The sequence below is a fragment of the Candidatus Nomurabacteria bacterium genome, assembly GCA_023898465.1.
In the GTDB taxonomy this organism is placed as follows: domain Bacteria; phylum Patescibacteriota; class Patescibacteriia; order HK-STAS-PATE-3; family HK-STAS-PATE-3; genus HK-STAS-PATE-3.
This window is the reverse complement of sequence record CP060223.1, coordinates 860,162-886,716: the sequence shown is the minus strand read 5'-3', so window position 1 is coordinate 886,716 and position 26,555 is coordinate 860,162. Positions and strand designations below refer to the sequence as shown.

Annotated in this window: 12 protein-coding genes; 11 read left to right on the top strand and 1 reads right to left on the bottom strand. The window is 46.2% G+C overall.

What is annotated here, in order from left to right; genetic code table 11:
* Nucleotides 1–40 precede the first annotated feature (40 nt).
* From H6760_04340 to H6760_04305, 8 genes are all read left to right on the top strand, one after another.
* Nucleotides 41–10,048, top strand: a complete 10,008-nt coding sequence (locus H6760_04340) for a hypothetical protein (GenBank protein USN53364.1) — start codon at nt 41–43, stop codon at nt 10,046–10,048.
* Between the two features lie 59 nt (nt 10,049–10,107).
* Nucleotides 10,108–11,211, top strand: coding sequence for a hypothetical protein (locus H6760_04335; GenBank protein USN53363.1), 1,104 nt, complete (start codon nt 10,108–10,110; stop codon nt 11,209–11,211).
* Between the two features lie 81 nt (nt 11,212–11,292).
* Nucleotides 11,293–12,363 carry a hypothetical protein gene (locus H6760_04330; protein USN53362.1) on the top strand — a complete coding sequence of 357 codons (1,071 nt, stop codon included), beginning with the start codon at nt 11,293–11,295 and terminating at the stop codon, nt 12,361–12,363.
* A 10-nt stretch (nt 12,364–12,373) separates the two neighbouring features.
* Nucleotides 12,374–13,444: a hypothetical protein gene (locus H6760_04325; GenBank protein ID USN53361.1), complete on the top strand. Its 1,071-nt coding sequence runs from the start codon at nt 12,374–12,376 to the stop codon at nt 13,442–13,444.
* Nucleotides 13,445–13,485: 41 nt separating this feature from the next.
* Nucleotides 13,486–14,514, top strand: a complete 1,029-nt coding sequence (locus tag H6760_04320; protein USN53360.1) for a hypothetical protein — start codon at nt 13,486–13,488, stop codon at nt 14,512–14,514.
* A 17-nt stretch (nt 14,515–14,531) separates the two neighbouring features.
* On the top strand, nt 14,532–15,407 hold the full coding sequence (locus tag H6760_04315) for a hypothetical protein (protein USN53359.1): 876 nt from the start codon (nt 14,532–14,534) through the stop codon (nt 15,405–15,407).
* A gap of 1 nt (nt 15,408) precedes the next feature.
* Nucleotides 15,409–16,554, top strand: a complete 1,146-nt coding sequence (locus H6760_04310; GenBank protein ID USN53358.1) for a hypothetical protein — start codon at nt 15,409–15,411, stop codon at nt 16,552–16,554.
* A complete protein-coding gene (locus H6760_04305; GenBank protein ID USN53357.1) occupies nt 16,529–17,854 on the top strand; it encodes a hypothetical protein in 1,326 nt (441 codons plus the stop codon). The genes H6760_04310 and H6760_04305 overlap by 26 nt, the downstream gene beginning before the upstream one ends.
* Here H6760_04305 and H6760_04300 read toward each other — a convergent pair.
* Nucleotides 17,832–19,934 carry a beta-propeller domain-containing protein gene (locus H6760_04300; GenBank protein USN53356.1) on the bottom strand — a complete coding sequence of 701 codons (2,103 nt, stop codon included), beginning with the start codon at nt 19,932–19,934 and terminating at the stop codon, nt 17,832–17,834. The genes H6760_04305 and H6760_04300 overlap by 23 nt on opposite strands.
* Nucleotides 19,935–19,989: 55 nt before the next feature.
* Here H6760_04300 and H6760_04295 point away from each other — a divergent pair, with 55 nt between their 5' ends.
* The 3 genes from H6760_04295 (at nt 19,990) to H6760_04285 (ending at nt 26,475) form a co-directional block, all read left to right on the top strand.
* On the top strand, nt 19,990–20,937 hold the full coding sequence (locus tag H6760_04295; GenBank protein ID USN53355.1) for a hypothetical protein: 948 nt from the start codon (nt 19,990–19,992) through the stop codon (nt 20,935–20,937).
* Nucleotides 20,938–21,012: 75 nt separating this feature from the next.
* Nucleotides 21,013–23,169, top strand: a complete 2,157-nt coding sequence (locus H6760_04290; GenBank protein USN53354.1) for a hypothetical protein — start codon at nt 21,013–21,015, stop codon at nt 23,167–23,169.
* A gap of 150 nt (nt 23,170–23,319) precedes the next feature.
* Nucleotides 23,320–26,475, top strand: coding sequence for an efflux RND transporter permease subunit (locus H6760_04285; protein ID USN53353.1), 3,156 nt, complete (start codon nt 23,320–23,322; stop codon nt 26,473–26,475).
* Nucleotides 26,476–26,555 lie beyond the last annotated feature (80 nt).

The following is a 26,555-nucleotide window of genomic DNA, read 5'->3' as shown; positions in this document are numbered from 1 at the left end:
TATAATGTAACAACTTTTTTTGCTTTTCGAGGGGGCTTCGGTGCCGACACCACGTCAAAGAACAAAGAAAAATCCGAAGGCACAATTGCAGATGCATACGCAGGTAGTTCATACCGGCCAAGCGCTAGGATTGCTTGGTATTTTTACCCTGCTTGTGGCTGGACTATTTCTTTTGCCCGCATTGCAGCCGGTTGATTTTCAGAGCGCCTACTACGTCCGACAAAAAATGTTGGTAGCTGGCGAAAGTGCAGTCCAACTTAATCCCGGGTCTTGCGAAGGATGGAATTTTACCGAAGGAGCCCAGGAGCTTGATTTGCCTGGATCTGCTGATGCAGGCGATTTTACGCGTGAGAATGCGGCTTGGTTTCAAAACAGTCCTGATAACATAGATGCGCAGCCCTTACAGAATGGCGAGGCTTGGTTGACCTGCGGGGATTTTGCTTTTTCTGATGCTATTCCAGCTGATGCAGTTGATATTGATGCCATGCTTGATCTTTCTTTCGCGGCAAATACTTATGCAAATAACGAGGATATTGTAGTTTTTGCGTATTCAATTGACGGTGGAATTAATTGGATTTCCCTAGACTCTTTTGCGCTTCTGGAAGAGCAAAGTAATGCACGACACAGTGGATACTGGACTTATCACATCGATGGCATTGATGCACTTACCCAAGCGAAGGATTTTATGGTGCGCGTACGATATATTCCAGAGCCGCCGCTTGACTCAGCTACAGCCTATTTTGATGGCGCTCGCCTCCAACTCACCTATCGACGAGAAGCAAAGACAAGCTTGCGCTTAGGTGAATATGTGCAAATGGACGCGACAACCTTTTTCTCACTCGATACTCCGCAAGTAAAAATCCAAACTGAAGAAAATTCATCGTTTGGCTTCTTGGGTGTGAAGCCACTCCAACGCAACATTCAATCCGTTTCTCTCATCGATCCTGATGATAAGGAATATCACCCCGCAGTACATACTACTGCAGAAAAAGTGAGCGGGGGTCAGCAAACCCTAGTGTCATTTGATAGGGAAAATTTTCATACACCCGGTCGCTATATTGCCGTCTTTACATTGCAGCAAGATGACGTAGTGCAAACCATTCGTAAGGCTTTTGACTGGGGAGTGGTTATTATGAACGACGCTCGATCAGTCTATCAATTAAATGATACTGCGCAACTTTCCCTAGGATTTCTTGATAATAATGGTAGGACAATTTGCAATGCGGATGTGCATATTGAGACGATTTCACCATCAGGTGTGCACAATGACTATGCATTGACTGAAGGTATCCAGCGCTCAGAGGACTGCAGTCCTGATGTAGTGAGTAGCGTGGCCGATTATTTGGCCTCCTTTCCTCTCGATGAAGTTGGCGAGTATCGAATACGCTTAGATGCATCCTCATACGCTGGCACATATCGAGCGCAAAGCACTTTAGAGGTTGTTGAGCAGACAAATTTGCAGCTGACGCGAATCGCTCCAACCCGCTTGGTGCCTAAACAGAGTTACGATGTCTTTTTAGAATTTGTGGTTGGAGACGACTATATTGGCACCGTTGTAGAGCCCATACCTGCCAATTTAAAAATAAGTAGTGTTGGGCAAGGGGGAAAGCAAATTGGCGATGAGTTGCAGTGGTCTGTAGTTTGGAAAAAAGGTGAATCAGCTAGCCTCTCCTATGTCGTGAAAGCCCCGGAGCAGACACCTCAATCTTTTGTTCTTGGTCCGCTTCGTGCCGATGGCTTTGCCGAGTTTCGAAATAATCAGACCTATGGAAGTAGCTGGTCTGAGCAGCACGCGTGGCAGCTACACGTAGATGAAAGGACAAATGAAACACCCATCTTTATCCCACTTCCTTCTAGCGATGATCTAAGTTTGGAAACTGAAACACAGGTTATTCAAGCTGATGAAGAGCCGGTGATGAAACTGAAAGCGATGCACCCGGTTGAGACAACAAAGCAATCACCCGTCTCAACTGTTTTAGTTAAAGAGGTGAAGTTGCGTACGCCTGTTGGTGAAGAAATTCAATCTGATCCGAGTGAAGTACTCACTGCTGAGGGGGAGCTAGAGCTTCGTTTCAGTGAAGCTGATTTTGGGCGACCAGGTAAGTATGAAGTTGAGATTGCGACGACTGCCTTAGGGGAAGATAAAGTGCTTACACAAACTTTTTATTGGGGCGTAGTAGCAGTAAATGTACGACAGTCTTTAGCCCCGACAAACACGGCACAAAAAGTGCACTTAGCAGTAGTGGATGATTTAGGGCGAACAGTTTGCGATGCAAATATTGATGTCACCGTAACTGATCCATCAGGCAGTGCCTCAGTATTTCATACCAGCGACGCGACGATTGAAAAGAACCCTGATTGTGTAGATAAAAGCGTGACAAACGAGCCGGATTATTCATTCTTCTACACTGGGACTCAAGAAGGTGAATATCAAGTTGATGTACAAGCCACTACCAAGGATGGCACGCGACAAATTCAAGATCATTTTTCTCTGGCGGATGTAGTGCCTTTTTCAGTACAGCGCACAGAGTTTCCTACACGCATTTATCCTCCCGCTCAATACCCGGTACAGTTTACCGTTCAAACTAGCGAGGGTTTTCAGGGAATAGTTACCGAAGAGGTTCCGGATACCTTTGCGATAAGTGCTATCAGTGGCGATGGCACGGTAAGTGATCCGCAAGATGGACATCGCATTATTCAATGGGAAGTGGATTGGCTAGCAGGAGAGGAATATACCCTTGCTTACACTTTTGATGCACCAAATGTTTCACCATTCTTCTATCAGTTGGGACCGCTGCAGTTTACTCGTAGAGATGAGAGCATTGCGTTTACTGAAGCTCGACTCTGGCAGATCGCGGCTGACGCAACCAAGACATGGGATGGTGATGGAACAACTGCCAGCTGGTCTGAATGTGCAAACTGGAATAACGATACATGTCCAGGCACCAGTGACGATATAATTTTTGACGGTACCAGTAATGATAACTCGGACTGGGATACTAGTGCGGTTGCAACCGTGGCAAGCATTTCAGTGACGAGCATGTCCGGCAGTCTCACGATTACTAAAACACCTGTAACAATCAGTGGAAATTTCTCTCATACTTCAAGCGGCGCGGTTGTATATGCTGGTTCGGCCAGTATTTCCGTAGGAGGAAATTACACCATGACAAGCAGTGGAGGGCTGACGAGTAATACTAGTACGCTCACAATGACCGGCACCAGCAATACCTTCAATACCGATCAGCAACACTATAATGTGGTTATTAATCCAAGCTCAACTGGAACTATCACTGCGAACACTAATGACTTCACCATTAGCAACGCTTTGACCGTCCAAACCAGCGACACATTTAGTTTAGATAGCGCTGTATTTATAACGCTCTCAAAGACAACAGGCACCGTGCTTACGCTCAACGGGATTTTAAGTGGTAGTGGATGGGTGAGCTATGCGTCGACAACTAACTTTCCTACTACAGGCACTATCAGCGTGAATCTTCGCATGGATACAACTAACGGAAATCCTCGTTTAAGTGGTCGTACCTATGGAGGTAGTGTGGAAGCGTACAACAGTGGAAGCACTGCTCGTGTGATGTATATGGGCAGTTCGTCAGGTCAAACAGTAACCATCGACGGTGATTTATGGATAAATGCTGCAGGTACCAATTACCAATATATTTATGGCACCACCTATAATCCTACCGTAAACATAGGCGGTGATCTTTTGTATATTGGGGTTGGGTCCGGGCAGGAATATATTTTAACAGGCAGTGGCACTTGGACTGTTGGAGGGGATATTGATTTCTCCAATGGTAATTTAAGCTCATCATCTGGAAATCTCTTTGTTATGACGGGTACGAGTAATACCATTGTGGCAGATAATCGCACCCTACGTAATCTTAGTATTAGTCCAAGCTCTGCAGGAACAATTACTATGCAGACTTCTGATTTTTCAATCTCAGAGGTATTAACTGTCTCGAGTAATGGTGAATTAGTAATTGATAGTGGCCGGACTGTTAATTTAATTAGGACAACAGGAACGGCGATCTCTCTCGACGGTACAATTTCAGGATCTGGAAAAGTTATTTATAAGACAAGCGAACTCTTCCCTACAACGGGAGTTATTAGCGCGTTACTGCAGTACTATTCTGGATCTGCTGATCGAACCATGACTGCACGTACCTACCAGGGTGATGTGGAATACTATCAAGGAGGTCTTTCTTCTTATAAGTTGATATTAGGGAGTGCTGCCTCACAAACCATTACTATTAACGGAAGCTTTTTAATTTATGCGCAGAGTTCATCGGCAACTATAGATGGTTCGGTTTGGAATCCCGATCTGGTTATTGGTGGCGATTTAGATCGTGAAGATGGACCAGGCTCTTTTGAACATATTACGACCGGTAGTGGTACCTGGTCGATCGGCGGTAATCTTGATCTCCGTGACCCTGGGGCAACAAATATTGCCACTGGGCATACCTTTGTCATGACTGGCACTAGTGGAAATATTTGGGCAAATGGCGCCACATTCTATGATTTAGAGATTGATCCCAGCTCGGCAGGGACGATCACTATTAATGATGGCGTGGCTGTTGATAATACCTTAACCGTTGCCGCGAATGATGAAGCAGCACTTCAGTCAGGGTCTTACTTTGATTTATATAATGATACCGGCACCTCACTCGTGTTGAACGGAACCATCAGCGGTAATGCGTATGTCTATTACTATACCCCAGCAACTTTTCCGTCCACCGGGACCATGGACGCGAATGTTTTCTTTTACCCAACAACCGCTGACCATACTATTCCAGGCAGAACCTTTGGGGGTAGTATCTATATTCAGGCTGACTGCGGTCTGAGTTCTCGAGAAGTTAATTTTGGATCTGCGGGTAGTCAGACCATTACGATTGATGGAAATCTTGAAATCGAAGGATACAGTAACTGTTCTGTTACGGTTGATGCGGCTACCAATGATCCTGATGTAAATATCGGAGGCGATCTAGACTTTATCACTGGAGCAGGGGCTGGAACTGAAACAATTACCTCAGGGGCCGGGACCTGGACTGTTTCAGGTAGCGCTGACTTTACGAACGGCACCTATACCATTGAAGGTACAAATACACTAGTGATGGATGGGAGTGGGACGCTAACAATTGCAGGAAACATATATAAAAATCTCACGCTCTCAGGCACTGTTACTCTTTCTAGTGAAAGTCACAACATAACTGGCAACCTTAATATGGCTGGTGGAACAGTAACAGCTGGAACTTCAACCGTTGTTATGAGCGGCACCGCTGTGACTATAGTTGGAGGCGGAAACACTCTTTATAATCTCACCATTGATGCACTATTTGGCGGAGCCACCACTTTGCAAACTTCGGACCTGACAGTGAGTGGCACTTTAGATGTCGGATCAAATGATCAACTCGTTATTGATACCGGCCGTACCTTAACACATAGCGGATCCACCTTAACCTTATCAGGCATTATTTCAGGAGCTGGCTTACTTATCTATACATCTACTACCGCCTTCCCCACGACTGGAACCTTTTCAGCAAATCTACGCTTTGATGCCACGAGTAATAACCAGACAATGTCAGCGAGGACCTACGGAGGCTATGTGGAACTTTACAATAACGCTCCTTTTGGCGGCACGACGAGTGTGACTGGTGGATCCGGCAGTATTATTGTATCAGATAATTTCACTCTAAACGCGGCAAATGGTAGTGATATTCACTTTTACGGTTCAACAAATAACCCAACTGTTACTATTGGAGGAGATATTGATTTCACAGGTGTTGGTACAGGCACCGAGGACCTTGAGCCAGGCACTGGCGCATGGAGTGTGGCGGGTAGTATTGATTTTCAGGACGGCACCTATAGTGTCGTTTCTACAGCGGATTTAAAAATGACTGGAACAGCAGAAACGTTCAGCGGTGGTGGAAACAGTCTGTATAATTTTACAGTTGATCCTAGCTCAACAGGCACGATCACCGTGCAGACAAGCGATGTGGAGATTACGAATAGTTTAGTTGTTTCTAGTAGTGACACCTTAAGCATTTCATCAGGTCGTACCGTTACCTGGTCCGGGTCAAGTTTTACTTTATCAGGTTCAATTACTGGAGCGGGACGCTTAACCGTAGCAACAACGACAACAATTCCAACAGGCGGCACCCTCTCCTCAGTTGTTCGTTTTGATGCTGGTGCTGGAGGTAATATGACCATGCCGGCTCGTACCTACGGTAATGATGTAGAAGTGTATACAAATGGCACCTCCTTCACTAGTGTGTTGGTCGATATGGGCGCTGGTACGCATACTATTAGCGGATCCTTAATAGTAACCGTTGAAGACAATCAAGTTGTTGCATTAACCGGTGATAACAATGACCCTGATGTTTCAATTACAGGTGATGTCTCTTATGTGAAGCTTGGTTCGAGTAACGGTCAGATAGTTACTGGAGCAGGCACTTGGTCCGTCTCGGGAAATATTGATTTAAGTGATGGGACCACTACTATTTCTACAGGTAACATCCTTGAGATGGATGGCACGTCAAAGACGCTCACATCGGCGACTACCGCCCTGCAAAATTTTGATGTGACTGGTGGCAGTATTAGTAATACCGATGCCATGGATGTGAATGGCACTTTTGATGTTAGCGCAGGGAGCTTCACTGCCGATGCTAATGTCAATATGAATATCGCTGGCGATTTCACTTTGGCGAGCGGAGGTCTTTTTACCGGTCCGACTGGTAGTGGAACAATGATTTTTGATGCAGATGTTTTTGCTTACGATAATAATGCGACAAAGCAGAATCAAGGTAATGTCCAGGTTGGTACCTCTCCTGACAGTTTGAACTTAGGTACTGATATGACTTACTTGAGTTTAACGATCGCCGCCGGTGATACCCTATACACTAATGGATATGAAATGGATATTAACAGTACTTTCACTATTAATGGGACACTTGATGCCACTGATGATGTTGAGACTGATGAAACAACAATTAATGTAGCTGGGAGCATGATTTTTGGTGGGAGCGCTACTTTCACCGCGGATCAGTCAACTGTTATTCTTGATGGGTCCTCGACGCAAACAATAACCTCTGATGGAGAATCTTTCTATAATCTTAGCATTACCAACAGTTCAGGTAGCTACTCAGGTTGTTCAACCTCTTTCACTCCCGGTATTGATTTTGCTGACAGCGCAACAGTAAGCAATAACTACACCATCACGACTAATAACGTGAAGGTGGAATATAATTCCGGATCCACTTATACAATTACAAATATTAACTGGAGCGCTTCTACTGGTAATGATATTATCTTCCGAAACTCTAATTTAAGTTCAGGTACTTGGCTGCTGGATGTTTCGGGTACTCAAACTGCAGTTTCCTATGTGAATGTTGGCCGATCTGACGCTTCTAGTGGTGATCAGATTGATGCTTCTGATGGTACAAACACTGACTGTCTAAACAACACCAACTGGCTTTTTGCGGCTGGCATTAACCTTTCGGGTATTGCCTATACTAATGAAGGGACTACACCACTTGATGGGAGCGGTGTAAACAAAACGGTCACACTGAAAGTGAATGGTAGTGGTAGTTACACTGATGAAATTACCGACAGCAGCGGCGCTTGGTCTATTACAAGCGTGCCAGCAAACTCAACCGACATTGTCACTGTATATCTCGATGACGAAACAGAGGAGGCAACAACTGTGCTTGTGTCTGATGGTGTGGCAAAGACAGATATAGATCTGTATCAGAATACAGTCATTGTTCGAGCTGATACTGGATCAATCAGTAACGCCAATCTAAATACCGGCGATAGTGGTGACGATGATATTAAATATAGTGTTTCAGGATCAGCGGCAACCTTTGATTCGGGTTTTGAGCTGCATATTTGGAATGGTGATACCTATGCGCCAGCCGGCAACATTACCACTCAGGCAGCTGATGTACATATTGATAATAGTACCCTGAGTGTGGGGTCATCATTTGTGATATTAGGTGGAGGTTGGAACAACGATGGTACATTCTCTCATACATCGGGCTATGTGCTTTTCCAGGCGGGCAGCGGTACCTATGATATAGATGCAGATGGAACAGGGAGTGACTTCTTTAATAATGTTGAGTTTAATGATAGCGGCGGTGGGGCTGAGTGGAATCTCCTGACTGACATGGATGTCAATGGATACCTCACTATTTATGGCGGCACCTTTGATTTTAATGGAGCAAATACTTTGTATGTTGCTGGCAACTTTACCAACAATGATACTATTATTGAGTCGACTGGTAACTTAGTATTGAATGCTACAAGCGGCACGCAATATATCGACACTAGTGAAGCGTCATCTCTAGCGGCAACTAATTTAAATAACCTTGAGCTTAACGATGCTGGGGGGAGCGCTACCTATAAAACCATTTATCCTCTTGATATAAACGGAGATGTAAACATTACTGGCGGAACCTTTGATCTGAGTGGTCCTACAGCGTGGTATTTGACCAGTGACACGAGTGGTTATGGTTCGAGCTGGCGCATGAAGCCGGTTGACCCGAGTGGCTCATCGAATGATACGACGAAATGCGACGATACCGGCACAGGTCAAAGTGGATATTGTACTTTTGTGCCAGGGAATACAAGTACCACATGGGATGGAAGCATTCCGAGTGCTATCACTAATACCGGATGGATGCTTAACAATGGTCAGCCAATTACTGGAACCTTCGCTGCTGGTACCTGGTCGGTAGATATCACAACGGTCTATACTGCCGGATCGTGCTCATACGGACGACGTCAAGTGAACGCAAGATTATGGAAGGCTGATGCTGACTTAGCAAATCCGGTTGCAATCTCAGGATGGAAAAATGTGAATATAAGCACAGGAACGAATGACTATGCCATTTTTATTACTGGCATCCCAGAAGAAACGCTTACTAATCAAGTGCTTTATGTAGAGTTTGCCATATGGTTGGCTATTCCTTCTTGCGGAGGATCAAGTCCAACTCAGGTTGCCTTACGTGTAAACGAAGGTGGCACAAAGCAAAAAGTAAATTCTACAGCCTTTTCACCTGAGCTGACTTTGGCCGGTGATTGGGCAAATAGTGACACCTTTACTCATGGTAATAGCCGAGTTGTTTTAGATGGTTCCTCGCTACAAACGTTATCCGGAACAATGACAAGCGCTTCGTCATTTTATGACTTAGCAATTGAAAACAGTAGTGGGTCGTATTCTGGTTGTTCAGCTTCCTTTACCCCTGGAGTTGATTTTGCGGCGGCAGCAACTACAGCAGGTGAATACACTATTACTACGAGTGATGTAAAAGTAGAGTATAACTCTGGCTCAACCTATACCATGAATGATATTAACTGGGATGGGCAGACATATGGCAGTGAAATAATTTTCCGTAATTCTAGCTTGGGTTCAGGTACCTGGTTGCTTGACGTGAGTGGCGCGCAAACAGTGAAGTTTGTAAATGTGGGTCGGTCTGATGCTTCTGGCGGTGACTTGATTGATTCAAGTCATGTTTCAAATATTGATTGCCAAAACACAACTAACTGGGATTTTGACGCAGTGCAATTCAGTATTTCTGACACCAGCGTTGGCTTTGGTCCTCTAAGTACCTCTGGCGCCAGATACGCGACCGGCGATGCATCAGGCACGGGTACAAAAACCTCGGCGCATACTATTTCAGTCCGTACCTCAGCGGATGATGGATATGCGCTTACCTATTATGGACCATTACTTACCAGTGGGTCTGATGATATTAATGCGGCCACTATTTCCAATGATGATGATGGCGCACCTGGGAGTGAGCAGTTTGGCATTGCGTGTACCACAGACGGTGACGCAACCATCGCCTCTGGTTATGATGCTACTTCGCCAGCTGATTATTCCTTTGTAGCAAATACCACCACAACCATTGCCTCAGAAGCTGGTAGCACGGCCACTGAGAATTTCAGCATATATTACATTGCTAATGCGGCTGGTACGACCCCAGCTGGAAGTTACTCAACCGATATCACTTACGTGGTAACTGGCAAATTCTAGTCAGTTGACGTCTTAAGTTCTATAGTGTTTTATTCATTAGGATGTTTTCGATTTCTAGAATGTACGGAAAGCTACAAAAAATACAAATAGCCATTCTCATAGCAGTTTTTGTAACGGTGTTGAGTTTCCCAGCTCGACCGGTTTTTGCTGCCAATTTGACGAGTATTTCTGATACGTTAAGCTCGCTTACTCAAAATACTGCTGCAAATCATGAGATTTATTTTATTACTTCAGTTGGTGTAGATGCTGACGCAGACTATTATCGGTTTGATTTCGCTAATTTTGGTTTTTCAACTCTTGATTATACCGACATTGATTTAGCCGTTGATGATGATGGGGGATGTGATGGGTCTTGGACAGAAAAAACACTAGCGAGTTCAGATGCTGCAGGTGTATGGGGAGTTTCGGTGAACCAGCTTTCCTCTGAATATATAATATTTGATGCGCCAACAGATGCCACAAGTGGAGAAATTCCAGCAGGACGATGTGTGCAAATTCAGATTGGTACAAATGCATCAGGAGGGAATGCTCAATTAGTTAACCCGAATGATACCAATACCCATGTAGTTGATATTTTTGGAAATTTGGGAGCAATTGATGACTTCGGCAAATTTGCACTTGATTTTGTTGCTGACGATAGCGTCAACGTAACTGCAACGGTTGATCCTTCCATTACCTTTGCTATTTCTGACACCACGGTAGGATTTGGCACCTTGAGTTCAAGCGCGGCTCGTTATGCTACTAGTGATGGCAACGGTACAGGGACGAATAGTTCACCGGCACATAATTTAACAGTAAGCACAAATGCTACCAGCGGATATGCCATCACATATTATGGAGCAACTTTAACAAGTGGATCAGATACCATTAGTCCTGCAACTATTAGTAATGATGGCAATGGTACACCAGGAACAGAGCAGTTCGCTTTGTCGGCAGATAAGTCGGACGACGCAGTTATCACATCCGGCTATCAATGGAACAGCACTTTGCCGAGTTTATCAGATTGGAATTTTGTTGCGAGCACGGTAACTGAATTTGTAAGCGAAACTGGGCCAACTAATGCAGAATCGATTTTTGTGCATTATATTGCGAATATCGCATCTATAACTGAAGCGGGTCTTTATCAAACCGACATTACTTATATTGCCACTGCGGTTTTCTAATTGACGAGAACTCAATTTTATGCTATTCTAATACCTAGAAAGCTTGTTTTGTAGAGTTTTAGCCTCTATATTACTTTCAGAATGTACGGAAAGCTACAAAAAATACAAATAGCCATTCTCATAGCAGTTTTTGTAACGGTGTTGAGCTTCCCAGCTCGACCGGTTTTTGCTGCCAATTTGACGAGTATTTCTGACACGCTGAATACTTTAACTCAAGCTGTTGACGCAAACCATGAGATTTACTTTGTAACTCCTACTGGTGTCGACGCTTCAACTGATACCATTACCATCGACTTCACAGACTTTACTACCACGAGCGTTGCCTTTGGTGATATTGACCTTGCTGTTGATGATGATGCTGCTTGTGATGGATCTTGGAGTGATAAGACATTAGCGGCTTCAGCGGCGGCTGGTACTTGGGGCGCAGCGATTGCCTCTGATGTGTTAACGCTGACCCCTCCTACTGATGCAAGCTCAGGAGAAATTACTGCTGGACGTTGTGTGCAGATTCAGATTGGTAGCAACGCCTCAGGTGGCTCTAACCAGATCAATAACCCAAACGATACCAGTACTCATGTAGTAGAAATCGCTGGTAACTTTGGTGATTCTGGTAAGTTTGCACTTGATTTTGTTGGCGATGACAGTGTTAACGTAACCGCGACTGTTGATCCTTCCATTACCTTTGCTATTTCTGACACCACGGTAGGATTTGGTACTTTGAGTTCAAGCGCAGCAACGTATGCGACCGGCGATACTAATGGTTCTTCATCTGATTCAGCCGATGCTCATACGCTAGCAGTTAGCACCAACGCGACTGATGGCTGGGCAATTACCTATAATGGTGCGACGTTAACGAGTGGTTCTGATACCATAAGCGTGGCTTCAATTAATAATGACGCGAATGGTACACCAGGCTCAGAAGAGTTTGGATTGAGCATTACTACCGACGGAGATGCAACCATTGCCACGGGCTATGCTCACGGTGATCCTGATTGGACCTTTGTAGCTAGCACCACGACAACAATTATTTCTGAAACTGTGCCGACCAACACCGAAACTATTGGTGTACGATATCTCGCAAATATTGCCGCGATTACTGAAGCGGGTTTGTACACGACCGACATAACATATATTGCCACCGCGACTTTTTAATCAATAGACTATGCAAAAGTACGGAATTTTCGCTCTCATCCTCGTCATTATCTCCGCCTTTTCACTGCCAGTGTATGAGGTGAAAGCTGCTGGTTTAACCAGTGTTTCTGATACTTTAGATACGTTAACGCAAAATGTTGGAGCTGATCACACCATTCTTTTTGTGACTCCTACCGGAGTTGACGCTTCAACCGATACCATTACTATCGACTTTACTGATTTCACGGTAGGTTCGGTTGATTTCACGGATATCGACTTGGCGGTTGATGATGATAACGCTTGTGATGGCACTTTCTCAGATAAAACCCTAGCGGCTACTGCATCTGCGGGCACTTGGGGTGCTGCATTTGCCTCGAGCGTGCTTACCTTGACTCCTCCGACAGATGCTACGAGCGGAGAAATTACCGCAGATCGCTGTGTGCAGGTGCAGATCGGTAATAACGCTGCGAGCGGAAATGCTCAGCTTACTAGCCCAAATGATACGAGCACACATGTGATTGAATTAGCTGGTAACTTTGGTGATTCTGGTAAATTTGCACTTGATTTCGTTACTGATGACAGTGTGAATGTTACTGCCACAGTTGATGCATCTATTACTTTTTCTCTCTCCGACACGACTATTGGCTTCGGTACCTTGAGTGCCTCAAATGCACGCTGGGCAACAGGTGATACAAACGGTTCAGCAAGCGATTCAGCTGCTGCTCATACCATTAGCGTTGGTACAAATGCTACTGATGGCTACATCGTTACCTATAACGGCGCAACCCTAACAAGCGGCGGTGATACCATCAATGTAGCTTCAATAACAAATGATGCTGACGGCACCCCTGGAACTGAAGAGTTTGGAGTAAGTTACTCAACTGACGGTGATGCCACCATCGCATCAGGATATGATCATAATGCAACTCCGGGTAACCGAGACTGGGCCTTTGTGGCAAGTACGACCACAACTTTTGCCTCGGAGACTGGCCCAACGGCAACAGAAAACATTAGCGCTTTCTATATTGCAAACATTGCGGCCAATACAGAAGCTGGACTTTATACCACTGACATTACCTATATTGCCACTGCAACATTTTAGTGGTAAAGTAATCCACAGGTATTGTTGAATTTTTATTGAAGATGAATCAAGGGGGAAAACAAAGTAACATTTTGCAAAAAACAGCGATCCTGGGCCTATTTGTGCTCGTTGCTGCTTTTAGCTTTGCCTTTGTGCAAACTCCAAATGCGCAAGCCTTAACCCTTATTCCTCCTTCTTTTGAGGCCTCGGTTGATCCAGGTGTGCCGTTTGATACGCAAATTAAGCTATTTAATGAAACACAGAGCGCAGTAGACCTCTACCCTGAGGTAACTACCTTTACTGCTTCTGGTGAAGATGGTACTCCAACCTATGATTTCAGCGGTGAGGTACCTGATATTGCCTCTTGGTTTTCTTTGCCAAATGGTTCAGTCCACCTAGAAGCTGGCGAACGTCGCGTGGTACCGATTACCATCACCCCACCAAATGATGCCGAGCCAGGTGGTCATTATGCTACTGTCTTCTTCTCAACTGAGCCACCAGAAAATTCCGAGCCCGGCAGCGTGTCACTTGGCACCAAACTTGGCTCGCTTTTCTTACTCCGTGTTTTTGGTGACGTAGAGGAAAAGGGCAGCATCGTTGAATTTACTGTAGATGAAGGTTCGAGTCTAAATCGTTTACCAGCGACTTTTGCAACTCGTTTCCAAAACGAGGGAAATATTCACCTTCGTCCAACCGGAAGCGTTGTAGTGAAAAATCTATTTGGCAGCACTAGCGCTGAGCTTGTCATGAATCAGAATGGCGGAGCAACCTTACCAGACTCGATCCGTCGCTATGAAACGACCTGGGAAAAATCAACAGTAGAAGAAACGCCAGGTAATATCTGGGGTAACTTTTGGGCCGAATTCCGTAACGAATGGAACAACTTTGCGCTTGGTCGCTATCAAGCCAGCGTGAGTCTGACAGCTGGTACTGGTGATTTGGTAAAAGATAGCGCAACCTTAACCTTCTGGGTGTGGCCATGGCGCGTCTTAACGCTCATGTTCCTCATCTTGGTTGTAGTAGTGCTTGCAGTCATCTTTGGCATCAAGCGCTATAACCACTGGATCCTTACTCGCGCCAACCAGCAATAAGTAAGATAGGAGTACCTGTGAAGACACGGAGCATCGTTGCCGTCGTCAGCATGCTAAGCATTCTGCCGCTTTTTTTGCTTAGCGCCTTTGCCGCTACAGTGACAGATCAGCACACACTCTCGGTGAGTGCGGTGGTTGAAGCGCCGCCTCCGCCTGAAGAACCAAAAACCATTGTACAGTTTCAGGGCCTCGCCTACCCCTCAGCAAGTATTCAAATATTGAAAAATGGAAGTACCTGGTTGAGTACGACTGCAACTAGTACAGCTGCTTTTGCTACTCAGAGCGAAATTTTAGCCGGCACCTACACTTTCACTATTCAGGGAACTGATATAGACGGCGTGCTTGGTCCTAGTTTATCCTTGTCGGTTACTATAGCAGAGGGCACCACGGTAAGCGCGAGTGGTATTTTTCTCGGCCCCACCATACAAGGCAGTGCAAGCAGTATTCGATTAGATGAAGGTGTCCAAATTCAAGGTTATACCGCGCCAAATAGTCAGCTTACACTTTATCTCTCGGGTCCAGATGGTGATCAAAGTTTTTCTGCAACGGCTCATACCGACGGACGATGGTCTTATACGTTACAGGGCGGGCAAGAGCTGAGCAGTATTGGAACCTATAGTATTCGAGCTCGTGCAGTTGCAACAGATAGCAGCATTTCTGAATACAGCTCTACACTCACCTTTGTAGTAAGTGAGGCAACTGAACCAGATCCTTGCAGCTACGCAAACATTGCTGATTTAAACTGTGACGGCTCAGTTGATTTAGTCGACTTCAGTATTTTGCTTTATTACTGGCTTGATACACACCCGGCCAACACTAGGGCTGATATTGATAAGAGTGGCTTAGTTGATGTGGTTGATTTTAGCATTATGATGTTCCATTGGACTGGCTAATATGATGAAGCGTTCACTTCTATTTTTTAGCCTTTTTGGTATCGGCATTTTCTTTGCCCAGGCAGTTCAGGCTGCTCAAGTTTCTCTTCAAGCACCACAGGAGAACATTAGCTTAGGCGATACCGTTTTGGTAAGCGTAGTGGTTGATAGTGACCATTTACCCATGAACGCGATCGAAGCGGATGTGCATTATCCCGGGGATCTTTTTGTCTTAGAGGATATTAGCATTGGGCAATCATTTTTACAGCTTTGGCCTGAGCCTCCTCTTCACCAGCCAGCAACCCACACTGTGCATTTTGTTGGCGGTATTCCAGGCGGCACCTATGCTTTTCATGCCACAGTATTGCAGATGACTTTGCGAGCAATAAAAGTCGGTGAGGCTAGATTTACTGTACCGAAGGAGCTAGCAGCAGTGTATATGCATAATGGTGAGGGAAGTCGTCTTCCTTTAACAACGCAGGCACTCGATATCAATGTTATTCAGTCGCCAGCCTATCAAGTGACTGTTTATTCGCCAACGCATCCAGATCAAGATACCTGGTACACTGAACGTGATGTGGTGCTTACTTGGGAGCCGCGAGCAAATGCGTTATATAGTTATAGTTTTTCCCAAAATGCGGAAAAGCAGCCTGATGAATTACCAGATGATGCGAGTGGTTTTGTTGAGTATGATAATCAAGAGGATGGTATTTATTATTTTACACTCCTTGAAAGAACTTCTGGTGATGATTGGCGTCAGGTGGCTCGTTACCGGGTGCAGATTGATGCTACCCCACCTGAACCTTTTGAAATAATTTCCACAAAGGAAGCAGATGAGTTTTCTGGCAAAGCAGTTATTTCATTCCAGAGTATTGATCGGACCTCAGGTATAGATCGCTATGACGTGATAGAGGGCGGGCAGCGTTCTATCAATGTGCGGAGTCCATATTTGCTGGTTGATCAGGAGCGTAGTGATGTCGTGCGGGTCGAGGCCTATGATTTAGCTGGTAATATTCAGACCGCTGAGCTCGCCGCATTACCGCAGGCCTGGTATCAAGTCCTGCCATGGTACTTCTGGGTACTTTTGCTCTTGGTTGCTATACTGTTGTTATGGCACTATCGTTTACGCAGAAAGCAAAAACATGCAAAAGAGATTAGCTCGCATTAGTGGACTCACATTACTTGCACTTTTGGTGCCGAGTTTTGTTTTTGCTAAAGCAACCTTATTCTTTTCCCCGGCTCGCTCAAATGTAACAGTTGGACAACGAGTGACTGTTACTTTGGTTGTAAATTCGGGCGGTGAGGCGGTTAACTCAGCGGAGGCCAGAATTGATTTCCCTAAAGACCTCGTTACACTCGAATCAGTTGATCGAGGTTCCTTATTTACACTTTGGCCAATTGGCCCGGTGTATGACAATGGCAGTGGAACGATTGATTTCACCGGGGGCTTACCTACGCCTGGCTATGCAGGTCCGGCTGGTACTATTCTCCGTGCAGTGTTTAAAGCCAAGCAGCCTGGAACCGCAGTTATTAGTATGGAGGGAGCTCGGGTTTTGCTTAACGACGGTTATGGCACAGATGCACTCGGATCAACTGGCACGGCCATTCTTGTTATTAGTGCTCCTCCACCATCACGGCCAAGCACTGAGCCAGAACAACCGGAAGAAGAACCACCTCAGCCGCAGCCACTACCTGCTCCAACAGTCTGGTCTGATACGCACACGAATCAGGACTCTTGGTACGCCAACGCTGACCCACTACTTTCCTGGAGTGTTGATGGTGAGGCGCAGGATTTTAGTTACCTCCTAGATCAAAGTGCCGGTACGATTCCTAATGATGATGGGCAGGGCACTGAGCTAAGCGTCCAATATCAGGACAAGGAAGATGGTATTTGGTACTTCCACATTAAAGCGAAAAACGAAGCGGGCTGGAGTGAGGCTACCCATTTCCGTGTTCGGATTGATACTACCCCACCACTTCCTTTTTCAGTCCGAGTTGAGGGTGATCAACCAACAACCAATCTACGACCCAATATCGATTTCAGCACTGAGGACGCCCTGTCAGGCATAGATCGCTACGAAGTATTGATTGATGATGTGCAGCGCATTATTGCTCTACCTGGAGCAACGGAGCCTTTTCTCTTACCGGAATTAAGCTACGGAACACACACCATAACCATATTAGCGATCGACAATGCGGGTAATATTCGGAGCAGTTCCGTCAGTGTTGAGGTTGTGAAATATGCACCCGAGAGTGGTTTCTGGTTTGCGGGAATCTTCTGGCTTTATTCCTGGATTGCCATTGGCATCCTAGTGCTTGGCCTGCTGGTGCTACTGCTTATACTTCTGCTTATGTTTTGGCGGCGGAAGTGTGATTGCTGCTGTTGTCAAAACGGTTGCAGCAAAAAATGCTGCACTGAGGACAAGGCTTCAGTGAGCGCAAAGACTATTCCGTCGAATCGCCTGTAGCACTAGTGCCTTCGCCAGTATTTGCTTCAGTAGTTGGCAGGTCCTCTATCGGAACGCTTGGTTCCGTGCTTTGTGGCTCTTCAACCCCTGTCCTATTTTGGTTGAGACTTACGCTGCTTATGGTTTCCCAGCTCGTTTCATCGACTGCACTCACCTCACTACTGCCCAGGACATAGAGCGTATTATCAATGTAGAGTGCCCGCTGCACAGCGAAGCCTTCAATCTTTTTCACCTCGCTTAAAGTTCCATTCGTATAGGAGATAACATGTCCTCCCTGCGATCCTGGGATAAAGACGATGGAGTGATCAGCATCTTGGAGAAAAGCGTGATGAGTATTAAGCACGTCAGACCAGTACTCATTTTCTAATGTAAGCGTGGATAGTTCCTTTGGCGCATTTTTATCGCTCACATCAAAGAGAGAAACCTTCACACGAAAATTATCCTGCCCTACTCCGAGGATGCGATCCGTCGCAATAGGATGCAGGTAAGAAGAGTACCCAGGAATTTTTAACTCGCCGCTAGCTATAGGCTTCTTCGGATCACTCAGGTCTAAGACGTAGAAGGGATCGGTTTGACGGAAGGTAACAAGGTAGCCCGTATCTTCGACAAAGCGTACTCCATAGATAGTTTCCCCTGCTTCCCCGAGATTGAGAATAGAGCCTAAGGGCTTCAAGTCTTTGTCGAGAATATAGAGGTCATTATTTGTTTGACTGGTGGCGGAGAAAGAGGCAACAAAACGAGCATCGCTGGAGGTAGCAATACGGAGGGTCTCGGCATAAGCATCAAGTGAAAATTGATTCAGGGGATGACCAGGCACTTCACCGGTCGCTGCCACTTGCAGTCGATCAAGATCAACCGCAATAATCCCAGTTCGTTCCCATTGTCGCAGCCGCTCTTTCACACCTTGTTCAACTGCAGTGGTGAGTTGTTCTTGGAAGTTTTCTTTCTCCTCATTTGAAATGCTTGCGTCATATTCACCAAGCAAGGTGGCGAGCTCGGTTAAGCGTGCCTCAGCGCTCAAGTCATAGGTGCGGAGTCTTTGTAATTTTGCAATTAATTCACTAGGTAAAATATCAGCAGTATCAGTGATGAGAATATCTAGGAATGAATTGACCCAATCACTCGTGTAGGTATAGGTGAGGTAGAGGGTCTCGGGCGAAACATAGACAACAGATTGTCCTGAGAGGCCACTGAGGGTTAATTCCTGTTTTATTTCACCACTGCTTGGGTCGATGGCAAAGACAGTGTAGACAACATCGATTGGCGTTGGATTCACTGGGTGGAAGATATCAGTACAGGCAATGCTCACATCTCCTTCAGCAATTCGTAGTGGCGTGATCGGGCATGGCTGGGTGGTATTCAGTGAGGTGCTGGTGACAAGATAGAGTGTGTCTTCTCGTAAACGCGCAGTGACTAATGAAGTGGCATCTCCGTAGGACATCTCCCAAGTCGCCTCACTTACCGTGCTCGTATTTGCCGGATAAGCATGTACGCCGTCATAGCCCAGGACAAGCACTTCGTTGTCCGTCAGGAGCAGCTGTCCGCTAGTGGGTAATGTGCCAGCGACAGCGAGTGCGTTTGCTGGTATGGCATTGAGAATGCTTGAAGTCTGCGTATAGGCAGGTGAGGTTTTTAATAACTCATCGCTGATACCTCGATACTCCAATGCTCCGTAGTAGGTATCTTGGCTGTAGTAGATACGCTGCCCATCTGTTTTGGCAATATCCGGCTCATCAATACCCATTACCTGCACGTTGGTTTGTGAGACGCGATCAGCTGTGCTCTTAGTACCGCTTGACTCTAGCTCAAAAGCAGTAGGAGTAACTACATTGAGAACTGAATCACGGAGTCCATACTGGGTATTGAGTCGACTTGCGCTTGTCAGATATTGGGAGAAATCCTCAGCTGACACAAAACGCTTCAGTCCGGGAGCCACATTCTGATTGCTATTCGTTGTCGTATTCGTGTTGCTGCTCTGAGGTGTGATCGAGGTGCCAATGTAGTACACACCAATACTTAGGAGGATAATAATACCAAAAGAGACTGCCAGGGTGACTAAGGTTTCACGTCGTATAATCATATGCTAGTAGTTTACCAAAAAGAGCGCCCATACTCCATTGTGCTATACTTTCTCTATGGAATGCATACATTTTTTCAAGCAGATTGGTAAAAAAGATGCGGGCTTAGCAGGTGGTAAAGGGGCTAGTTTAGGTGAGATGACACAGGCAGGAATTCCAGTCCCGCCAGGTTTTGTTATTGCAGCTGAGGCTTTTGAGCGCTTTTTAGCTGAGACAGATTTAGGGGTGGAGATTCAAGCACAACTCGCTAAGGTTGATAAGAGGGAAATGCACACTATTGATTTGGCGAGTGAAATTATTCAAGGCTTGATCCTCAAGGCAAAGATGCCAAAAGATATTGCTAGGGAAATTAGCGCGGCACATGCACGTCTTCAGGCGTCCTATGTGGCCGTGCGTTCAAGTGCGACGGCTGAGGACAGCGCGTCGGCTGCCTGGGCAGGGCAGCTTGATACTTATTTAAATACGACGAAAGCGCAGCTTCTCAAAAACGTACAGCGTTGCTGGGCTTCTCTTTTTACCCCAAGGGCAATTTTTTATCGATTCGAGCAAAAGTTGCATAAGAAAAAGATTTCCGTTGCAGTTGTCGTGCAGAAGATGGTACAGAGCGAAGTATCGGGCACTGCTTTTTCCGTACATCCGGTGACGCAAGATAAGAACCAGCTTATCATTGAAGCTGGCTTTGGACTGGGCGAGGCAGTTGTTTCGGGTCAGATTACGCCGGACAGTTATGTGGTTGATAAGCGCGGTTTCAAACTGTTGGACGTGAATGTTGTGGAGCAGGAAAAGATGCTGGCCCGTTCAAGTAAGGGTGGAAATTCTTGGAAATCTCTCAGCGCAGCAAAGGGCGGGAAGCAGTGCTTAACAAAAGCAGAAATTATCTCCCTGGCGAAATTGATTGTATTGATAGAGCGGCATTATGGTTTCCCGGTGGATGTCGAGTGGGCCAAGGAAAAGAAGAAATTTTATGTGACGCAAAGCCGCCCGATTACGACGCTTGCTGTATAATATATTGACGAAGTGAACTTTCCTTATTAGGGTAAGCTCAGGTTTTAGGCACCTTTACAATTCAAGGAGGCTGGTATGCGATTTCCGGAGTCATGCCCGCTTCAAATGATTGAAAATGCAGAGTTATTGCATCAATTACTCTGGCTTTTTCCTTGGGTTGGCTGGGTGCAACCGACGGATTGGCATGCATTCAAAAGCGATAGGGTGAATGGTTTGTATCTAGAAACCAAATACCCAAGGATGTGCGTCACTTTGCATGTGGCTGGTTGGGCGATCGATTTTGAGGTGTATGCACGAGACTATGGTTTCATGTGGCAGAGTTACTACGAGGAGCTTCAGGGCTCCGAATCCATCAGAGCTTTTGCACAAACGCTCAAAGAGGAAAGGAGTCCGAAGATGAAGCACGCACGTGGAGGGCCGCCTCGCTCAAAGAAGGGCATCGTTTCAGTCGAGGTGCCTGAGGTGCCGTCGCTCAAACAGATGGAGGCCGAATCACGCGCCTTCGCTGCGTGGTTGGAGCGTCAGGCCGGGGTAGAGAAGGTTACTGCCGACCCAATTGCTGAGATTAGTCTGAAAGCCGTAGCTAGTCCGGCTACCTTCCAGCAAACAAAGCATGGCGTTCGGGTAGTCCGAGAAGGCGTCGGCTTTGTCATGACGATGCAGGTGAAGGCAGCTCGGCCCTCGCGTCCTGTTGATCTGCAACGGCAGTTGCAAAAGAGCGTCAGGGAATTCGTCTACACACCCGGAGAGGAGGAGATGGTGCCAGGTGGAAAAAGAGAAGAGCATGATGGAGTCCCTGCACTGACTCTGGCAGATCTCTGCACTCGTGTAGGGAATCTGTTTCAAGTGCGGGAGGCGAGTACAGGCAATACGCTGCGTGATGAAAAGTTCACGCCGGAGATTGCTTCGCAGTTGGCTCGCCGGCAAGGTGACACTTGGGTGTTGCGGGTGTACCGTGATGCACTGGTTTGGTCTATCGAGCTGGATATCGAGTCTGGCGTGAAGGAAGACGAGCTGTGTGCACAGATCAACGACCTTCTACTCAGCCTGCAGTGCGCTGGGTTGAAGGACTTAGAGAAGGAGGCTTCTGGAGCGGCAACTGAGCCTGGACTTGATCCACGCAGGGTCGACTACGACAGGGAAGTGCCTGGTCATCCTGGCTTAGTAGGCGACCGACTGCGCGGTCTCGTTGCTATGGCGCTTGTTCCTGAGTCAGAACGCTATGGTGCTATTGGGATAGTTAAGTCGGCACAGCAAGGAGGAGGGACTGGGCCGCAACAGTGGTTGACGCAGCTGCATCATTACGTCAGGTACGATCGCGAGGACAGGAGTCCAAACTCATCGGCTCCTCGCTTTTTTCTCACCGAGAAGGCTGAAGCAGCTCTCAGGTGGTTGCGAGATCACCAAGGAGACGTTCAGCCAGATCAAGGCGCGCCTGGTGGAGAAGTTGCTCCTGAGATCGAAGGTCAGATCAGTGCGACTGAGTTGACTGGCGAGTATCTGGAGTGCTTCCTGCATCTAGCGAAGGTTCGGGAGACTGAGCCTTACGATGGTCGCGGAGCGCTGAATGACCATCTCGGTGATCCGGCCGGAGCTCATGTGTTCGACTGCCTAGTTGAGCACGCTTGGGTCGCAGTGGATGAGAACGATACCATCTCATGCGGTCCGCACTTTGAGCTGACGGAGAAAGGTGAACGCTTCTTCGAGCAACAAGGAGAGGCGCCCCAGGAAGCTTCGTCGGCGCCTGAAAAGGGAGATGAGTCAGGAGTAGTGCAGCCGGATGTTTCTCCAACAGCAGAAGTGGGAGAAGCGACCGATCCTGTTCCTCCACTGGGTGATGACAAGGATACGCCTGAGGTGGAGGAAGACGACGCAACAAGTTCGACCGCTGCCGAGGTAGTGCCTGGGAATGAGGTAGCCACATCATTGAAGAAGGTTCTCGAACCTACCTTGCCTGCTACTACATTCTCCAACGCAGTAGAAATTGTCCGCATACACGCGCACATTCTTGGAAACGGGACTGGGCCGGAGAAATTGCGCGAAGCAATTGATGCGGTGGCAAAAGTCGAGGCGCTAGGACTCAGGGTAAGCAACGGTGATGCAGCCTTGTCCTTGGCTGATATGCGGGAGTTGCACGCCGCCCTGGGGACCCTGGAGGAGTCTGGAGTGCGGGTGACGGTTGCTGAGGGGAGACTGTTGCTCAGTCTGCCAATTGAGCAGTCCGCTAGCTAAGTGGAGGGAGATGTACAAAGAAAGTCATATATGGCCCGCCCTGTGGTATACAGAGGCGGGCTTTTTCTTTACAAAAATACTGGCTTAGCGCATACTGTAGCCGGCCCTATTTAGGGATTTTCAATTTTAAACAAAGGTTTTTAAGAAAAAATGGATAAACAATCTTTTCTTGTTCGGTGGTCAAATTTCTTCCTGACCCGCTATCGGGTGACCATCCTTCTTTTAATTGCCATCCTCTTAGGTGGTTTTTGGGGATTGAGCAATAACCAACGTCAGGATTTCCCGCAAATCCCAACGAATTATATTTTTGTACAAGCGGTATATCCTGGTGCTTCTTCGGCCGATGTTGAGCGCGAAGTAGTTATCCCAATTGAACAAGTTGTTGAACAAGTTGATGGCGTCGGAAGTATTCGATCGAATGCTTCAAACAACTTTGGCTTTCTGACAATCGAGATGGAGTCGGTTCCAAAGACCGAGGCAGCTGCAGCTACAATCAACGAAGAATTAAATAGCCTGAGCCTACCGGAGAATGTGGAAGTAAATACAGAGATGCTTGATGTGACTGGGCCGGCAATTGCCTATGGTATTGTTGGGAGTAATGGTGAATCAACCAACGACTTGCTTGCTTTTGTTGATACAGTACAGCCTCGCTTAGAAAATGCCAGTAGCGAAATTGATCGAATCGATGTTGTTCCGGAGAATGAATATCAAGTTCAAATTACCTTAGACGGTTCAGCAGTAGCCGCTGCTGGATTAAGCGCAGATCAAATTCAACAAACTGTCCAGGCATTTATTACCTCGCTCCCTGGTGGACGAGTTGAAACTGAGGATGGTCGACGACAAGCAATTAATGTAGTCGCACCAGTCACTTCTTTAGATGCCTTGGCTAAAATTTCATTTGGCCGAGTCAGTCTTGGTGATATTGCTGAAATTACTCGCCAACCAAAAGATAATGAATCAATTCACTTTGGCGGATATAAAAAGGATGGCCAAGCCTACTCCCGGGAGTCGGTCTACTTATTAGTCTACAAAAAAGCTGACGGCGATATTATTCGAATTAAAGATGCGACCTCCGCAGCAATTCAGGAAATCAAGAATGATCAAGTTTTGCCGGAAGGTGTTGAAGTAGTCACGCTCTATGATACTGCTCCATTTATTGAAGATCAGATTTCGAGCTTAGTGAATAATGGCTACCTTGGTTTAGTGCTTATTCTCTTAGTGCTGCTTTTCTTTATCAACCTCCGGACTGCTTTTGTCGTCGCTTTAATTATTCCGCTGGCCTTCTTGACCACCTTCTTTATCTTGAACATGATCGGCTTCAGCTTCAATATTCTGACGCTGTTCGCGTTGATTTTGACTCTCGGTATTTTGGTTGATAACGCGATTGTGATTGCTGAAGGGATTGTGCACGAAATTGATCACGGCGCGAGTAAAGGGGAAGCTGCGCTCACTGCTATCCACAAATTTGGTCCAGCAGTCACTGCAGCCACAATCACTACAGTTATTGTGTTTATTCCTTTTGCTATGCTTGGCGGAATTATTGGTGCATTCCTGAAGTTTATCCCGTTCACGATCATTATCACTCTGCTCGTTTCTTACTTGCTGGCCATTTCAGTCACTCCAGTACTCGGCCGGGCTTTCTTGAAAAAGGAAACCAAAGAAGAAAAAATGGGCCGAAAGTTGAAGTCGTGGGAAAAGGCAACAGTGTTCCCAGCGGTTGTATTTTACGGCCAGCGTTTCCTTGATTTGATTCGGGCCAAGTACGCGAACTTTATGCGCGCGGTGTTACCAAGCACATGGAAGCGATGGGCAGTGATTGGCGTCACCACAGTATTACTCGTTGTTAGCTTTGGTGTTTTTGCACCAATGTTGAAGTTTGAGCAATTCCCATCAAATGACGGGAATGTGATTTTGACTGAGTTTGAATTCCCAACCGGAACGCCTTTTGAAGAACAAAAGGACGTGATTGTTCGATCACAAGATGTTGCAATTGAGCTGCCCTACTTCGAAAACTTCTACAGTTTTGGCACAACCTTATACATGACCTTTACCGAACCGGTTGATCGGACTGACGGGATGACTATTCACGAAATTGTTGATGTTTATAACGAACGATTGGATGCAGTTCGAGCTGAAATCGATCCGGAAATTCAAATTGAAGCGAATGACGCTTCGTATGGACCTCCAGAGCCAACCTTTGATTTGGTTGTTGAATTATTAAGTACTGATTCAGGAGTACTAACCAACGCAGCGAATGATCTTGTTGGGTTTATTCAAGATCAAGAGCATGTCGCCGAAGTAGAAAATGGACTTGAAGAGTTATCGCAGCCATCAGTCCGCGTGGCGCTCGATGAAAATAGGCTGCAAGCCCAAGGTGTAAATCCTTTGGTGGCAGCTGGCGCAATTAACGCAGTGTTTACTGAGCAGAAGATTGGAAGCTTTGTGGTTCGAAATGATGGCGTGTCTGATGATTTATATCTTCGCTTCTCTGATGCCTCCACTGATTCAGTTGATGACTTGAAAGCCTTAGCTCTTCCTACCCTGAGCGGACGGATCGTTCAACTCCAAGATGTGGCGACCATTGAAGAGGTTACTGCACCCGTACAGATCTCCCGAGTAGACGGTGAGCGAGTCGCAACCATTAACGTAAAATTAACTGAGGATGCTCCGGACACGGCACAAGCTGAACTTGATCAAGCTGTAAAGGATTACCTTTCAACTGAAAAGCTTGATGAACTAGGTCTAGCTTCTGATGGGGTTATCTATGGTGGCGCTCTCGCTACCTTCCAAGAAGACTACTCAAATCTTCAGATTGTATTTATCCTAGCGATGATCTTTGTCTATCTCGTATTGGTGAATCAGTTTAACTCCTTTATGCAGCCATTGCTTATTCTCTTCACCGTGCCTTTAGCCATGATTGGTGTTTTCCCTGGATTGCATATTGTTGGAAGTAGCTTGAATATGATTTCTGGACTCGGTGTTATCGCTTTAGTGGGTGTGGTGGTGAATGATGCAATTGTATTTATCGACGCTATGAATCGACATCGGAAAGCTATGCCGGAAGCGACTTGGGTGGATGTATTGGTGCACACTGGCTATAGTCGTTTCAAGCCGATTTTCTCCACCTCAATTACGACTATTGGTGGTATCATTCCATTAACTTTGGTTGATCCTTTCTGGCAAGGCTTAGGGACGGCTATTATTTCCGGATTGATTTTCTCGACTATTGGAACCTTGATAGTGATTCCAGTACTCTATCGAGTATTCAAGCGAGAACCAAAGCCAAAAGCAACTGAACTCGTCTAGTAAAAAAATACAAAGCGGCTTCTGAAAAATGAAGTCGTTTTGTATTGACACAGAATAGTACCCGCGATATTTTTAGTATC